Below are 15,379 nucleotides of genomic sequence, written 5' to 3' on the forward strand. Positions count from 1 at the left end.
TGGTGTACCGCTGATCAACGACCACTCTGATGACGCTCACGCGGATGGTGTGCTCTGCGCAGCGAAATAAAGGAGGAGCGAAGCGGGGGACATTCGCGGAGCAGAGCACACCGTCGGCGTGGGCGTCGCCCTGAATGACCCGAGCAGCAGCAGCTACAGAACCGGCTGCGGCGGCTCCTGCCGACGTTCGTGCATGTTGTCTCCGCTTTCGATCCGCATCTTCGGCAGGAACTGCGGATACTCGCGCTGCATGAAGTCGATCAGCCCTTCACGTACGGTACAGCGCAGGTCGAACGCCAGCCCCGATGTGGCGGCCGTACAGAGCACGCGAACCTGCATCGTTCGCTCCGTTGCGTCGGTCACGCGCAGGTTGAAGAAGCGTCCGTCCCATTCGGGTGCGGCCTTCACGATGCGTTCCACCTCTTCGCGCAGCGGCGCCAGCGGCATGCCGTAGTCGGCGTAGATGAAGACGGCCCCCAACAGTTGGGCCGAGTGGCGCGTCCAGTTCTGGAACGGCTTCTCGATGAAGTACGTCAGCGGCAGGATCAGGCGGCGCTCGTCCCAGATTTTTATCACCACGAACGTGCCGGTGATCTCTTCCACGCGGCCCCACTCGCCCTCGACCACCAGCACGTCGTCGATGCGGATCGGCTGCGCCAATGCGATCTGAAGGCCCGCGATCAGGTTGCTGAACACCGGCTTGGCTGCAAGGCCGGCCACGATGCCGATGACACCGGCCGATGCCAACAGGCTGGCGCCGACCTGGCGCGCGCCCGGGAAAGTCATGAGCATCATCGCGCCGCCGGCCACCAGCACCACCGTCATGGCGGTGCGCGCCAGCACGCGGGTTTGGGTGAGCACGCGGCGGGCCTGCAGGTTGTCGGCCACGTCCGACGGGTGCTGCGCCAGCACGCCGTCGGCGAAGCCACTGATGGCCTTCACGGCGAGCCAGGTGGTGGCGCCGATGAGCAGCAGGCCGTTGATGTGGCGCACGCCGTTGATGAAGCGCAGGTCGTCGGGGGCCGCCTGCCACACCAGCAGCAGCGCGACCAACGGGAGAACCAGCCGCGCCGCCGCGTTGCAGTTGACCACCATCGCATGGATTGCCGGCGCGGGGCGGGTGACCCGCCTCAACACAAGGCCGCCGATGCGGTGGGCCAGAAGGGCCAGGGGAACTGCGATCAGGGCGGCAATCCAGGTGCCGAACCAGGGGTGGGCGAGTATCTCTTTGGTCATCAAATGGCGGGGGTCGCGGGCGGTGTTGTCTCGTTCAGAGGTTGAAGAATGCGCGCTGCGTCGTCGCGCAGCTGCGTGGCAAGGGCCGTCGCCAGGTCAAGCCGGCGCAGCAGCCAGGGGCTGATGTCGTTGTCGAACGGGTCGGGCAGGGGGATCGGGCCGCCGACGGCGGTGGAACCGGTGCTCTCGGGGTGAGAGGGGCCGGTGGTCGGCATAGTTCCGATGGCGGCTTCGATTCGTTGCGCGGTGCGGCTGATCGGGCCCTCGACCTCGCCGGGCGTGAGGCGGTCGCGCCGCAGCACCAGCATCGATTTCACGGCACTGAGCTGCGCGAGCAGCTGGTAGCTGTGGGCCTGCAGGTGTTCGAGCGGCTCCAGCGGCGGTTGCACCGCGCGCGGTTCGGACAGCGAACGCTGCGTGGCCTGCACCAGTGCCGAGAGGCTGTCGTAGGCCTCGCGGCGCGCAAGGCGCCATTCGAGCTCGGGGCTGCTGTCGATGGCCTGCAGCTGGCCCAGGCCGAGCGCCAGCCGCGCGTGGCGAGCCTGGGCGGTGAGCACGCGCGCCACCAGCGCCGGAATCTGCGTGCGCTCCCACGAAGGCAGCACGTAGCAGAAGCCCCAGGCCAGCGCGGCACCGATGAGCGTGTCGGCAATGCGCTCGAACAGCGCGAAGATGGGCGCCACGCCCACGTTCAGCATGTGGGCCTGCACCAGGCCGAGCACGGTGGCGGCCACGGCGGTGATGAGGTAGCGCCGCACCGCGAAGCTGTGCGCAATGGCCTGCGTGACGGTAACGACCAGCAGCAGCATCAGCGCCGACGGATGGGCCGACAGCAGCCCCACCGCGAGCACGCAGCCCAGCAGCGTGCCTGCCACGCGGGCGTTGCGCCGCTCCAGCGTCTGCGACAGGCTGCCGCGCAGCACCACCACGATGGTCAGCAGGATCCAGTAGTCGTGCGAGCCCCAGGGCATCGACACCGCAATGGCATAGCCTGCCGCGATGGCCAGCGCCGCGCGAATGGCGTGGCGCAGCGGTGGTGCGTCCCAGCGCCACAGTGTGAGGAAGGGGCGCCACGACCAGTCGGTCGGGCTCACGAAGAGCTGCCAGTTGGCGCGCACCACGGCCAGGTTGGGCTCGGCGTCGCCGCGCGCCATGGCCGACAGGCGCAGCACCTCGTCGTTGATGTGGCCGATGCGGCTGGCCAGCCCGCGCGCCAGCATGGCGGCGGTCGGGCCGATGTGGCCGCCGCCACCGCCGGGGCTGTTCGCGCTGTCGTCGGACGACACATGAATGGCGGCCAGGCGCGGGCGCCGGTCGGGCACGATGGTGGGCGTGCGGCGCATGAGCAGCGCGTCGGCCAGCGCGATGGTTTCGTCGGCCAGTTCTTCGAGCACGCAGCGCATTTCGATCAGCGCTTCGGCGTGCGAAGGGTGCATGCGCAGCGTGTCGAGGTCGAGCTCGCTGGCGAGCAGCTGGTCGCGCATTTCGAGCACGATCACCAGCATGGCGGCCAGCCGCTGGCGGCGCGGTGTGCGCGGCGATTCGAGCACGATGTCGCGCGTGGCCTGCAGCTGGTCGGCCAGCGCGGCCTGCTCGCGCAGCAGTTGGCCCAGCACCGGGGCGGGCGTGTCGCGCACGTCGCGGGTTTCGTCCTGCGGCAGGAACTGGCTGGCCTCGGTGCGCATCAGCGCGGCCAGCGAATACAGGACGTCGGCCACCGACTGGGTGCGAAAGCGCCCGTTCAGCACCAGGTTGGCGAGCGTGGCCCAGATCACGTAGAGGCCGGCGCCCAGGCCGAAATGCCAGGTGCGCTCGATGGCGTCGGCCATGTCGCGCGGCGCCTGCGTGGCCATCGAGAAGACCATCGAGAACATCACCGCGATGGCGATCGGAATGCCGCGCTTGCCCCAGGCCATGCCGATGAAGGCGATGAAGGTGGCGGGCACCAGCAGCAGGCCCAGGCGGATGGGGGCGCTGTGCAGCATCTGCACGGCAAAGAAGAGCGGCAGGCCGATGAGCGGCGCCGGCAGCATCTGCAAGAACTTGCCGCGGCGCGGGCCGGGCAGGTCGGGCGGCGCGGTGACGATCACGCCGGTGGCCGCGGCGGAGGCGGCCAGGGTGCCCAGCCAGAGGTGGACCCCGCCCGAGATGAACAGGAGCCCCAGCGCGACGGTGAGCCCGCTCGCGACGTAGTGGCTCAGCGCAATGCGCAGAGCCGCGCGAACCCTGGCGGCGGCGCGGGGGCCCAGCACCATCACTTGGCGGAAGCGTCGCCCTCTGCGGGGCCGGCCGTGCCAGGTGCGCCAGTTGCGCTAGGCGCATCGCGGCGGATGCGCGTGAGCTTGCGCGGGGCAGCGGGTGCCGCCGCCACCGCGGGCTTTTCGCCTTCGGTGGTTTCGTCCGCGAAATCGACCACGGTGCTGCGGGCGTACAGGTCGACCGAAGCGTCGTCGGGGTTCGACTTGGTCGAGGCCGACACGGCGCGCACGCGGTCGCTGGCGCGCAGCTTGTCGTCCACATTCGCGAACTTCGAGTACTTGGCGAGCAGCGGCACCAACTGGCCGTAGACGCGCGGGGCGGCGGCCAGGCATTCGCGCTGCTCGAGGAAGTCGGGCTCGCCGGTGAAGTTGCCGATCAGGCCACCGGCCTCGGTGACCAGCAGCGAGCCGGCGGCCACGTCCCAGGGGTTCAGGCCGGTTTCGAAGAAGCCGTCGGTGAAGCCGGCGGCCACGTAGGCCAGGTCGAGGGCAGCGGCGCCGGGGCGGCGCAGGCCGGCCATGCGGGGCATCATGTCCGACATGATGGCCAGGTACTGCTTGAAGTTGTCGCCGGTGCGGAACGGGAAGCCCGTGGAAATGAGGCACTCGCTGAGCTTGATGCGCTTGGACACGCGGATGCGGCGCTCGTTCATGTAGGCGCCGCGGCCCTTGGTGGCGGTGAACAGGTCGTTGCGGCTCGGGTCGTAGATGACCGCCTGCTCGATCTTGCCGCGCACCGACAGCGCGATCGACACGCAATAGACCGGGAAGCCGTGGATGAAATTGGTGGTGCCGTCGAGCGGATCGATGATCCAGACGAATTCAGAGTCCCTGGCGCCGTATTCGGTGCCCGATTCTTCGGCCAGGATGCCGTGCCCCGGGTATGCGCCAAGCAGCGTTTCGATGATGACCTTCTCGCTGGCGTGATCGACTTCGGTAACGAAGTCGTTGACCTGCTTTTGCGAGATGCGCACGGCCTCGACGTCGAGGGCGGCGCGATTGATGATGGCGCCGGCGGCGCGTGCGGCCTTGACGGCCACGTTGAGCATGGGATGCAGGTTGGGGGACGACATTCTGGATTGTGAGAAGAACGGTGGGAGTGGTCCCCGAGAATTCGATACTTGCGATCTTGGTGACCCTGCGGCCCGGCGATGCGGGCGGCGAGAATCGGGCATTTTACCGGCTCCGCCCGTTTGTGTCTCCCCACCCCGCCATGCGCACCCGATTCATCCTGATCCAGACCAGCCACGCCGGCAATGTGGGCGCCGCCGCCCGCGCCATGAAAACCATGGGTTTCGACGACCTCGTGCTGGTCACGCCCCGCTGGGCCAACGTGCTGCGGCGCGAGGAAACCATCCAGCGCGCGAGCGGTGCCCTCGACGTGCTGACCAACGCCCGCATCGTCGAAACGCTCGACGAAGCGCTCGACGGCGTGACCCATCTTTGCGCCACCGCGATGATTCCGCGCGACTTCGGCCCGCCGACCCGTACGCCCCGCGAGCACCTCGAACCCCTGGCAAAGCAGGGCGACCAGCACGTCGCCTTCCTGTTCGGCTCCGAGCGTTTCGGTATGCGAAACGAAGACGTCTACCGCTGCAACGTGGCGCTGACCATTCCCACCGACCCGAAATTCGGCTCGCTGAACCTGGGCGCGGCCATCCAGGTGGTGGCCTACGAATGGCGGCTGGCGCTGGGCGGCTACGGGGTGCGCGAGGCCGTTGCCGCGGTGCAGGCGGCCGATGCCCAGGCCGTGGCCGGCATGCTCGACCACTGGGAGCGTTCGCTGGTGGACATCGGTTTTCTCGACCCGGCGGCGCCCAAGAAGCTGATGCCCCGGCTGCAGCAGCTTTTCAACCGCGCCCAGCCCACGCCGGAAGAAATCCATATCCTGCGCGGCATCGCCAAGGCCATGACCGACGCCACCCGGCCGCCCCGCACGCCCCGGGATTCGTAAAACCCCATCGTCCGTACGCGATGACAGCGGGCCTTAGACTGCCCGCCCCATATCGATATAACGACAAAAAAGGCAGCGATGTTCTCTCGCCTGCGCGCCGACATCCGGTGCATCCTCGAACGCGATCCCGCCGCCCGCAGCGCCTGGGAAGTGATCACGGTCTACCCCGGCTTCCATGCCGTGGTGCTGCACCGCTGGGCGCATGCCTGTTGGACGCACGGTTTCAAGTGGCCGGCCCGCTTCATCGCGCACTGGGCGCGCTGGATGACGGGCATCGAGATCCACCCGGCGGCCAAGATCGGCCAGCAGGTGTTCTTCGATCACGCCATGGGCGTGGTGGTCGGCGAAACCGCGGAAATCGGCGATGGCTGCACCATCTACCAGGGCGTGACGCTGGGCGGTACCTCGCTCTACAAGGGCGCCAAGCGGCACCCGACGCTGGGCCGCAACGTGGTGGTGAGCGCGGGGGCCAAGGTGCTGGGCGGTTTCGTGGTGGGCGACGGCGCCAAGATCGGCAGCAACGCCGTGGTCATCAAGCCGGTGCCGGCGGGCGCGACGGCGGTGGGCATTCCGGCGCGCATCATCCCGTCGAAGACGGACGAAAGCGCCGACGTGGCCGCGCCGCAGAAGTTTTCCGCCTACGGCATCACGCAGGAAGACGACCCGCTGAGCCAGGCGATGCGCGGGCTGATCGACAACGCATCGAGCCAGGAGCACCAGATCGCGCTGCTGTGGCAGGCCATCGAGAAGCTGTCGGCGCAACCGGGCACCAAGGACTGCGTGCCCGCCGATGCGGCGCGCGACGAGTGCTTCGAGGCCGAGAAGCTCACGCAGCTGGTCGGCAGCGGCAAGTAGGCGGCGGCGCGCCAGCCGCTCGTCACTGCCCGCGAATGCACGCCAGCAGCACGCGAAACGCCGGCTCGATCTGCGCCTCTTCCACGCAGGCGAACCCCAGCAGCAACCCACGCTGCGCACCCCCGCGCCGGTAGTAGCGCGACAGCGGCCGCGTGAGCACGCCGCGCGCCTGTGCGGCCTTGGCGATGGCCACGTCGTCGCTGCCTTCCGGCAGGCGCAGCACCAGGTGCAGCCCGGCGTTGCTGGCCTGCGGATGCAGGTAGCCGGGGCCGAGGTGCTCGGTGATGAGCCCCGCCAGCAGAGTCCGCCGCCGCGCGTACAGCACCCGCATGCGACGGATGTGCGCCGCGTAGTGGCCCTGTTCGATCAGCTCCGCCAACGCCAGCTGCGTGATGGCGTGCCCCTCGCGGTACAGGTCCGCATGCGCGGTGCGAAAGTGCCCGGCCAGTGCGCGCGGCAGCACCATGTAGCCCACCCGCAACCCGGGGAACAACGTCTTGCTGAAGGTGCCGATGTAGATCACCGGGCTGTCCGCCTCCAGCCCCTGCATGGCGGGAATGGGGCGGCCGGCAAAGCGGAACTCGCTGTCGTAGTCGTCTTCCACGATCCAGCCGCCCGAGGCGCGGGCAAGGTCCAGCAGTTCGCGCCGCCGCGCCAGGCTCATGACCGAGCCCAGCGGGTACTGGTGCGAAGGCGTCACGAAGATCAGGCGCGGCGGCGTGCTGCTGCGCGGCCAGCCGCTGCCCGGTCCTTCGGCCTGGCCATCGGAGGAAGAGGAAGAGGAGGGCCCCACCCGCAGCGGCAGCACGCGCGCCGCGCTCATCTGCAGCACCTTGTGAAAGCCCCAGTAGCCCGGCTCCTCGACCCACACAGTGTCTTGCGGGTCGACCAGCATGCGCAGCGACAGGTCGATGGCCTGGTGCACGCCTTCGGTCACCAGCACCTGGTCGGCGTCGCAGCGCACCGCGCGGGCCACGCGCAGGTGCTCGGCGATGGCGGCGCGCAGCGCGGGGTGGCCGCCGCCGTGCGAGTAGGTCAGCAGCTCGGGCGTCGGTGCGCGCCACAGCCGCGAGAGGATGCGGCCGAAGGTGCGGTGCGGAAACTGTGTCACGTCCGGCACGCCGGGCATGAAGGCGCCCCATTGCTGCGGCGCGGCCGAGGCATCGGCCACCAGCGCCTGCGCGCGTTTGGCCAGCCGCACCGCGCCGGGCGCGCCCGTGTCCGCCGTGCGCGGGCGGCCCCGCTCGGCGCTGAGCTGGCTTTCGGGCGTGGTCTCGGCCACGAAGGTGCCGCTGCCCACGCGCGAGTGCACGTAGCCCTCGGCCTGCAGCTGGGCGTAGGCGTGCAGCACGGTGTTGCGCGACATGCCGGTCTCGCGCGCCAGGTCGCGTGACGCGGGCAGCGCGCTCGAGGGCGGCAGGCTGCCGTCGAGGATGGCGCCGCGCAGGCAGTCGTAGAGCTGCCGGTTGAGCGCCGCGCCGGCTTCGGGCGTCAGCCGCTGCAGCACCAGGTCCGCACAGATGGATTTCATGGTTGGCTGATTGGACCCATGTTGTTTGAATGAATTGGATCTTTTTAATAGGTCCAATCGCGTATTCAATCAGAACTCCCGATTCGCTTCCATCCCTGTCTTCGCCCACCGGATCCACACCGACACATGACCACCAACAGCCAGCTCCATACCCGCCGCCTTGCCGCCACGCCCCGCGGCGTGGGCGTGATGTGCGACTTCTTTGCCCAGCGCGCCGAGAACGCGAGCCTGTGGGACGTGGAAGGCCGCGAGTTCATCGACTTCGCCGCCGGCATCGCGGTGCTCAACACCGGCCACCGCCACCCGCGCTTGGTCGCGGCCATCGCGGCGCAACTGCAGCAGTTCACGCACACGGCCTACCAGATCGTTCCGTACGAAAGCGTGGTGTCGTTGGCCGAGCGCCTGAATGCGCTGGTGCCGATCTCCGGCCCGGTAAAGACGGCCTTCTTCACCACTGGTGCCGAGGCGCTCGAAAACGCCGTGAAGATCGCCCGCGCCCACACCGGCCGCGCCGGCGTCATCACCTTCGGCGGCGGCTTCCATGGCCGCACGCTCATGGCGCTGGCCATGACCGGCAAGGTCGCGCCGTACAAGCTGGGCTTCGGGCCGTTTCCGGCCGACGTGTTCCACGTGCCGTTCCCCGCGGCGTCGCAGGGCGTGAGCGCGGCCGATTCGCTCGTGGCCATCGCGCAGCTCTTCAAGACCGACATCGATCCGAAGCGCGTGGCCGCGATCGTCATCGAGCCGGTGCAGGGCGAGGGCGGCTTCAACGTCGCGCCGACGGAGCTGATGCAGGGCCTGCGCGCGCTGTGCGATGCGCACGGCATCGTGCTGGTGGCCGACGAGGTGCAGACCGGCTTTGCGCGCACCGGCAAGCTGTTTTCCATGCAGCACCACGGCGTGGAGCCCGACCTCATCACCATGGCCAAGAGCCTGGCGGGCGGCATGCCGCTGTCGGCCGTTTCGGGCCGCGCCGAGATCATGGACGCCCCCGCGCCCGGCGGCCTCGGTGGCACCTACGCGGGCAATCCGCTGGCGGTGGCTTCCGCGCTGGCCGTGCTCGACGTGATCGAGGACGAGAAGCTGTGCGAACGCGCTGTCGCGCTCGGCGACCGGCTGGTGCGGCAGCTGCTGAAGGCGAAGGAAAGCAACCCCGCCATCGCCGACGTGCGCGCGCAGGGTTCGATGGTCGCCGTCGAGCTGCGCAACGCCGCCACCGGCGAGCCCGATGCCGAAGCCGTGCGCCGCGTGCAGGCCCACGCGCTGGCACAGGGCCTGCTGCTGCTGAGCTGCGGCATGCATGGCAACGTCATCCGCTTCCTGTACCCGCTGACCATTCCCGATGCGCTGTTCGACCGCGCGCTGGCCATCATCGATGGAGCACTGGCCGCATGAACGCCGCAACTGCCACATCCGCCACATCCGCCACTTCCAGCACCGGCCTGTCCCGCGCCGACCTGCTCAAGGGCGCCTGCCTCATCGACGGCGAATGGCGCGCGGCCGACGACGGCGCGGTGCTCGCCGTGCACGACCCCGCGACGGGCCGGCACATCGTCGACGTGCCCCGCATGGGCCGCGCCGAAACCGAGCGCGCCATTGCCGGCGCCGCCGCCGCGTTGCCCGCATGGCGCGCACGCACGGCCCGCGAGCGGGCGCAGGTGCTGCGCCGCTGGGCCGGCCTGATGCTCGCGCACCAGGAAGACCTGGCACGCCTCATGACGATGGAGCAGGGCAAGCCGCTGGCCGAGGCGCGCGGCGAGATCGCCTATGCGGCGTCGTTCATCGAATGGTTCTCCGAGGAAGCCACGCGCGTCGACGGCGAGGTGCTGCAGCCGCAGCGCGCGGGGCAGCGCATGGTGGTGCTCAGGCAGCCCATCGGCGTGTGCGCCGCCATCACGCCCTGGAATTTTCCGGCCGCGATGATCACGCGAAAGGTCGGCCCCGCGCTGGCCGCCGGCTGCACCATCGTCGTGAAGCCGGCCGAGCTGACGCCGCTCAGCGCCTTCGCGCTGGGCGTGCTCGCGCAAGAGGCGGGCCTGCCGCCCGGCGTGCTGCAGATCGTGACCGGCGACGCACCCGCCATCGGTGCCGCGCTGTGCGAAAGCGACACCGTGCGCAAGCTCAGCTTCACCGGCTCCACCGGCGTCGGCCGCCTGCTGATGCAGCAGTGCGCGCCGACCATCAAGAAGCTGTCGCTGGAGCTTGGCGGCAATGCGCCGCTGATCGTGTTCGACGACGCCGACCTCGACCGTGCGGTGGAAGGCATCGTCGCGTCCAAGTTCCGAAATGCCGGCCAGACCTGCGTGTGCGCCAACCGCATCTACGTGCAGTCGGGCATCTACGACGCGCTGGCGGCGCGCCTCGTGACGGCGGTCGAGGCCATGCGCGTCGGCAACGGCCTGGAGCCCGGCGTGGTGCAGGGCCCGTTGATCGACGCGCGCGCGGTCGCCAAGGTGCGCCAGCACATCGACGATGCGCTGGGGCAGGGCGCGACGCTGCGCACCGGCGGCAAGCCGCATGCGCTGGGCGGCACCTTCTTCGAGCCCACGGTGCTGACCGGCGTGACGCAGGCCATGCGCGTGGCCGGCGAGGAAACCTTCGGCCCGCTGGCGCCGCTGTTCCGCTTCGAGACCGAGGAAGAAGCCATCGCCATGGCGAACGACACGGTCTTCGGCCTCGCGGCCTATGTGTTCACCGAAGACCGCCGCCGCATCTGGCGCGTGGGCGAGCAGCTCGAAACCGGCATGGTGGGCATCAACACCGGCCTGATCTCCAACGAGGTCGCGCCCTTCGGCGGCGTGAAGCAATCGGGGCTGGGGCGCGAGGGGTCGCGCCATGGCATCGAAGAGTACCTGGAGCTCAAGTACCTCTGCCTTCAGGACTGAAGCGAGAGGGCTGAAGAGCGCGCCCTACGGGTGGCGCTTGCCCGGCGCGTGCAGCGAGCCATGCACGTGGCCCGCGTGCTGGCCGAAGGTTTCCGGTGCCAGCGCGGCCGTGTCCAGCTCCTGCAGGATGCCGCAGTTGTGCGCCGACTCCGGTCCGCCGCACTGCAGGCGCAACGCCTTGAGCTGCTTCTCCAGTGTCCTGAGCTCGGCGATGCGCGTGGCCACGTGGCCGATATGGTCGTCCAGCAACTGGTTGACCTCGCCGCAATCGTCTTGCGGCGCATCGCGGAATTTCAGCAGGCTGCGAATTTCGTCCAGCGTCATGTCCAGCGAGCGGCAACGCCGGATGAAGCCCAGGCGCTGGGCATGCTCGTCGTCGTAGATGCGGTAGTTGCCGTCGGTGCGCGCGGGCTCGGGCAGCAACTGCTCGCGCTCGTAGTACCGGATGGTTTCGACAGGCGTGTTCGCGACCTTGGCCAGTTCTCCGATTTTCATGATGCGGCAACTGAAGAAGTTGGAAATCAGCGTTTGACTCTACACCTGCTTCAGGGTTTCCAATCGATGCCATGACGAACCAGAACGCTTTGACCAGGCCCCAGCCGCACGCGCATTCGCACCCTCATTCGCAGGGCGAGGACCACCATGGCCATGGCCATGACCACGGCAACGGACATGACCATGCCCCGGCGCATGCGCAAGCACAAGGGCAAGCCCCCGCGAAGGCCGACGGCCATTCGCATGGCGGCGACGCCTGCTGCGGCGGCAGCAGCCACGGCGCCATTCCGTTCGCGGCGCCCGAGCCGGCCGACGTTCCCAAGGGCGCCTTGCTGTTCCGCATTCCCACCATGGACTGCGCCGTGGAAGAGTCCGAAATCCGCCGCGCGCTGGAGCCCATCGCGGGCGTCAAGGCACTGCGCTTCCGGCTCGGCGAACGCACCATGGCCATCACCACCGACGACGGCGTGCTGCCCGAGGCGCTGGCCGCCATCCGCAAGGCCGGTTTCAAGCCCGAGCCGCTGAACGCCGCGGGCGGCCCCGCATCCGGCACGCAGCCCGCTGCCGCGCCCACGCAGATCGCGGGCATGAGCACCGGGCTTGCGCGCCTCGTGGCCGCGCTGGTGCTGGCCATTGCCGCCGAGTCGATCTCGTTCCTGGCGCTCGACGGCGTCGGCTTCATGGCGGCCGAGATGGGGCTCGCGCTCGCGGCCATCGCATTGGCCGGCCTCGACACCTACAAGAAGGGCTTTGCCGCGCTGGTGCGCGGGCGCCTGAACATCAATGCGCTGATGGCCGTGGCCGTGACCGGCGCCTTCATCATCGGCCAGTGGCCGGAAGCCGCGATGGTGATGGCGCTGTATGCCATTGCCGAGCTGATCGAGGCCCGCGCCGTGGACCGCGCGCGCAACGCCATCCAGAGCCTGCTGGCGCTCGCGCCCGAGCAGGCCGAAGTGAAGCAGGCCGACGGCAGCTGGCAGACGGTGATGGCCAATGCGGTCGAGCTGAACGCCATCGCGCGCATCCGCCCCGGCGAGCGCGTGCCGCTGGATGGCATCGTCACCAGCGGCACCAGCGCCATCGACCAGGCACCGGTCACCGGCGAGAGCATTCCGGTCGACAAGACCATCGGCGACCCGGTGTTCGCGGGCACCATCAACCAGACCGCCGCGCTCGAATTCCGCGTGACCGCCGTGGCCGCCAACACCACGCTGGCGCGCATCATCCACGCCGTCGAGGAAGCCCAGGGCTCGCGCGCGCCGACGCAGCGCTTCGTCGACAAGTTCGCTGCCATCTACACGCCCACGGTCTTCGTGCTGGCGCTGGGCGTGGCCGTGTTCACGCCGCTGTTCATGGACTGGACGTGGATGCAGGCCATCTACAAGGCGCTGGTGCTGCTGGTCATCGCCTGCCCCTGCGCGCTGGTCATTTCCACGCCCGTCACCGTGGTGAGTGCACTCGCTGCCGCCGCGCGGCGCGGCATTCTCATCAAGGGCGGCACCTACCTGGAAGAAGCGCGCAAGCTCAAGGCGATCGCGCTCGACAAGACGGGCACCATCACCGAAGGCAAGCCCAAGCTGGTCGAGTCGGTGCTGATCGACACCACCGCAGGCAACGAGGCCGCGGCATACGCCATTGCCGCCAGCATTGCCGGCCGTTCCGACCACCCGGTGTCGAAGGCCATCGCCGAGGGCCTGAAGGGCAGGCAGGAAGAAGTGACCGACTTCATCGCGCTGCCCGGCCGCGGCGTACAGGCCACGCTGGGCGGCCAGGCCTATGTGCTGGGCAACCACCGGCTGATCGAAGAGCGCGGCCTGTGCACGCCGGCGCTCGAAGCCGAACTCAAGCGGCATGAAGAAGCGGGCCGCACCGTCACGCTGCTGGCCTCGGGCCAAGCCGTGCTGGCGCTGTTCGCGGTGGCCGACACCATCAAGGAATCGTCGCAGGCCGCGGTGGCCGAATTGCGCGCGCTCGGCGTCGTGCCGGTGATGCTCACCGGCGATAACGCCGCCACCGCGAAGACCATCGGCGCGCACGCCGGCATCGACGACGTGCGCGGCAACCTGCTGCCCGAAGAAAAGCTCGACGCCATCAAGGCCATGCAGCAGCGCTACGGCGCGGCCGCCATGACCGGCGACGGCATCAACGACGCTCCCGCGCTGGCGCAGGCCGACATCGGCTTTGCCATGGGCGGCGCCGGCACCGACACGGCCATGGAAGCCGCCGACGTGGTCATCATGAACGACGACCTGCGCCGCATTCCCGAGACCATCCGCCTGTCGCGCCGCGCGCATGCGGTGCTGTGGCAGAACATCACGCTGGCGCTGGGCATCAAGGGCGTGTTCTTCGTGCTCGCGGTGTTCGGCAGCGCGACCATGTGGATGGCGGTGTTCGCGGACATGGGCGCGAGCCTGCTGGTGGTGGCGAACGGGCTGCGGCTGATGCGCACCGAGAAGTGAACGCGCTACGTATCGCTTCTCGTTGAGGGGCCGGAGGGCGTGTGGCGCGCTTCAAGGACGGCGGCGATGCGCTCGAGGTTGGCGTTCATGCGCCGCGTCTCGGCGATGTGGTCTGTCAGGTAGTTGCGCACTTCCTCGAAGTACTGGCCTTGCTTGAGGCCGCCGCTGCGGCGCATGAAAAAGATCCAGACGCCGATGAGCAGCAGCATGGGCGCCCAGCTGATCACGAGTTCTACAAAAGTCCGCATGTTCTTCCCCGAGAGTGAGACGTGATGAAAAAAGGAAACGGCGCAGGTTAGTGCATCGAACAGAAGCTACTTCTCGCACCGGCGCCACCGCTGCCTGTCGGCGCTGTCCTCGACCTGCCAGCCCCGATGGCGCAATGCATCCCTGAGGCGGTCGGCTTCCGCCCAGTCCCGCGCGGCGCGCGCTGCCTCGCGTGACGCGAGCAGGGCGGCGATGTCGGCCGGTAGTTCCTGTTCGATCGGCCGCCAATCGGCCAGCCGCAACCCCAGCACCGTGTCGAAACGGTCGACCGTGGCGCGCCGGACCGCTGGCGGTACATCGCTTCGCACCAGCTCCCACAACAGCGCCAGCGCGCGCGGCACGTTGAGGTCTTGATCCACCTCGGCGTTGAAGCGGCGCACGAAGTCCTCGTGCGGCGCGCCGCCATCGGGCCAGCCCGCGTAGGCCTTGCGCAGGCGGTCCAGCGCGGACTGAGCCGCGCTGATGGCCTCTTCGGTGAAGCGCAGCGTGCTCCGGTAGTGCGCGGTCAGGCACAGGTAGCGGTAGGCCAGCGGATCGATGCCCTGGTCGATGAGGGTCTGCAGGCGCATGAAGTCGCCGTCCGCCTTGGTCATTTTCCTGTCGTCCAGCGTGAGGAAGTGGCCGTGCATCCAGAAGTTGGCGAGCCGCGTGCCGTGGCATGCCTGCGTTTGCGCGATCTCGTTGCTGTGGTGCACGCCGACGTGGTCTTCGCCACCGCAGTGAATGTCGAACCACGGGCCCAGGTACTTGGCGGACATGGCCGAGCATTCGATGTGCCAGCCGGGGAAGCCCCGGCCCCAGGGACTGTCCCATTCCATCTGCCGCTGCGAGGCGGCGGGATCGGTCGGGCTGAATTTCCAGAGCGCGAAATCGCAGGCATCGCGTTTCTCGCCCATCGCCACGCGCGCTCCGGCGCGCAGGCCCGCGCGGTCGAGCCGGGCCAGGTGTCCGTAGTCGTCTTGCCGGGTGGTGTCGAAATACAGGCCGTCGGAGGTCTGGTAGGTGTAGCCGTTGCGCTGCAACGCGGCAATGAACTCCAACTGCTCGGGAATGTGGTCGGTGGCGCGCGGCCAGGCCGTGGGCTCCAGCAGGTTCAGCGCGCGCCAGTCGGCCTGGAAAGCTTCTGTGTAGTGGGCCGCGATGGCCCAGGCGGACTGGCCGGTGCGCCGGCTGCCTTTTTCCATCTTGTCTTCGCCCTCGTCGGCGTCCGAGACCAGGTGCCCGACATCGGTGATGTTGACGACGTGCCGAACCTCGTAGCCGTTGCGCTCCAGCACGCGGCGCAGCACGTCTTCGAACACGTAGGTCCGCAGGTTGCCGATGTGCGCGTAGTCGTACACCGTGGGGCCGCAGCAGTACAGGCCCACGTGGCTGGGCTGCAAGGGAGCGAAGGGGCGCACGGAGCGCGACCAGGTGTCGTACAGGGCAAGGGGCATGCG

Annotated in this window: 12 protein-coding genes; 5 read left to right on the top strand and 7 right to left on the bottom strand. The window is 69.0% G+C overall.

The genetic code is table 11. The annotated features are described in order from the left end of the window. Nucleotides 1-153: 153 nt before the first annotated feature. From DBV14_RS06170 to DBV14_RS06180, 3 genes are read right to left on the bottom strand one after another with little or no spacing between them, the layout of a single operon-like run. Nucleotides 154-1,236, bottom strand: coding sequence for a mechanosensitive ion channel family protein (locus DBV14_RS06170; protein WP_124458317.1), 1,083 nt, complete (start codon nucleotides 1,234-1,236; stop codon nucleotides 154-156). Then, nucleotides 1,236-3,488, bottom strand: a complete 2,253-nt coding sequence (locus tag DBV14_RS06175; protein WP_124458347.1) for an FUSC family membrane protein — start codon at nucleotides 3,486-3,488, stop codon at nucleotides 1,236-1,238. The genes DBV14_RS06170 and DBV14_RS06175 overlap by 1 nt, the downstream gene beginning before the upstream one ends. A gap of 2 nt (nucleotides 3,489-3,490) precedes the next feature. Beyond that, nucleotides 3,491-4,567: an inositol monophosphatase family protein gene (locus tag DBV14_RS06180; RefSeq protein ID WP_124458318.1), complete on the bottom strand. Its 1,077-nt coding sequence runs from the start codon at nucleotides 4,565-4,567 to the stop codon at nucleotides 3,491-3,493. A gap of 140 nt (nucleotides 4,568-4,707) precedes the next feature. Here DBV14_RS06180 and DBV14_RS06185 point away from each other — a divergent pair, with 140 nt between their 5' ends. Together DBV14_RS06185 and cysE are read left to right on the top strand one after the other, a co-directional pair. After that, nucleotides 4,708-5,448, top strand: a complete 741-nt coding sequence (locus tag DBV14_RS06185; protein WP_124458319.1) for an RNA methyltransferase — start codon at nucleotides 4,708-4,710, stop codon at nucleotides 5,446-5,448. Between the two features lie 78 nt (nucleotides 5,449-5,526). Continuing rightward, nucleotides 5,527-6,303 (top strand): serine O-acetyltransferase, encoded by a 777-nt coding sequence (gene cysE / locus DBV14_RS06190; RefSeq protein WP_124458320.1) that lies wholly within the window; start codon nucleotides 5,527-5,529, stop codon nucleotides 6,301-6,303. 22 nt (nucleotides 6,304-6,325) lie between these two features. Here the strand turns inward: cysE and DBV14_RS06195 are convergent, their stop codons facing one another. Beyond that, nucleotides 6,326-7,834 carry a PLP-dependent aminotransferase family protein gene (locus DBV14_RS06195; RefSeq protein ID WP_124458321.1) on the bottom strand — a complete coding sequence of 503 codons (1,509 nt, stop codon included), beginning with the start codon at nucleotides 7,832-7,834 and terminating at the stop codon, nucleotides 6,326-6,328. A 126-nt stretch (nucleotides 7,835-7,960) separates the two neighbouring features. On the opposite strand from DBV14_RS06195, the gene DBV14_RS06200 reads away from it, so the two are divergent. Together DBV14_RS06200 and DBV14_RS06205 are read left to right on the top strand one after the other, a co-directional pair. Then, the gene (locus tag DBV14_RS06200; RefSeq protein WP_124458322.1) at nucleotides 7,961-9,229 is read left to right on the top strand and encodes a 4-aminobutyrate--2-oxoglutarate transaminase; all 1,269 of its coding nucleotides are present in this window, start codon (nucleotides 7,961-7,963) and stop codon (nucleotides 9,227-9,229) included. After that, nucleotides 9,226-10,719 carry an NAD-dependent succinate-semialdehyde dehydrogenase gene (locus tag DBV14_RS06205; RefSeq protein WP_124458323.1) on the top strand — a complete coding sequence of 498 codons (1,494 nt, stop codon included), beginning with the start codon at nucleotides 9,226-9,228 and terminating at the stop codon, nucleotides 10,717-10,719. The genes DBV14_RS06200 and DBV14_RS06205 overlap by 4 nt, the downstream gene beginning before the upstream one ends. A 24-nt stretch (nucleotides 10,720-10,743) precedes the next feature. On the opposite strand, the gene cadR is transcribed toward DBV14_RS06205, so the two are convergent. Then, a complete protein-coding gene (gene cadR, locus DBV14_RS06210; protein WP_124458324.1) occupies nucleotides 10,744-11,214 on the bottom strand; it encodes a Cd(II)/Pb(II)-responsive transcriptional regulator in 471 nt (156 codons plus the stop codon). Between the two features lie 71 nt (nucleotides 11,215-11,285). On the opposite strand from cadR, the gene DBV14_RS06215 reads away from it, so the two are divergent. Continuing rightward, nucleotides 11,286-13,673 carry a cation-translocating P-type ATPase gene (locus DBV14_RS06215; RefSeq protein ID WP_124458325.1) on the top strand — a complete coding sequence of 796 codons (2,388 nt, stop codon included), beginning with the start codon at nucleotides 11,286-11,288 and terminating at the stop codon, nucleotides 13,671-13,673. Nucleotides 13,674-13,678: 5 nt separating this feature from the next. Here DBV14_RS06215 and DBV14_RS06220 read toward each other — a convergent pair whose 3' ends face one another. Further along, nucleotides 13,679-13,882: a hypothetical protein gene (locus tag DBV14_RS06220; protein WP_221621878.1), complete on the bottom strand. Its 204-nt coding sequence runs from the start codon at nucleotides 13,880-13,882 to the stop codon at nucleotides 13,679-13,681. 105 nt (nucleotides 13,883-13,987) lie between these two features. After that, on the bottom strand, nucleotides 13,988-15,376 hold the full coding sequence (cysS, locus tag DBV14_RS06225; protein ID WP_124458327.1) for a cysteine--tRNA ligase: 1,389 nt from the start codon (nucleotides 15,374-15,376) through the stop codon (nucleotides 13,988-13,990). Between the last annotated feature and the right edge of the window lie 3 nt (nucleotides 15,377-15,379).

The organism is Variovorax sp. KBW07 (assembly GCF_003852515.1).
Lineage (GTDB): Bacteria > Pseudomonadota > Gammaproteobacteria > Burkholderiales > Burkholderiaceae_C > Variovorax.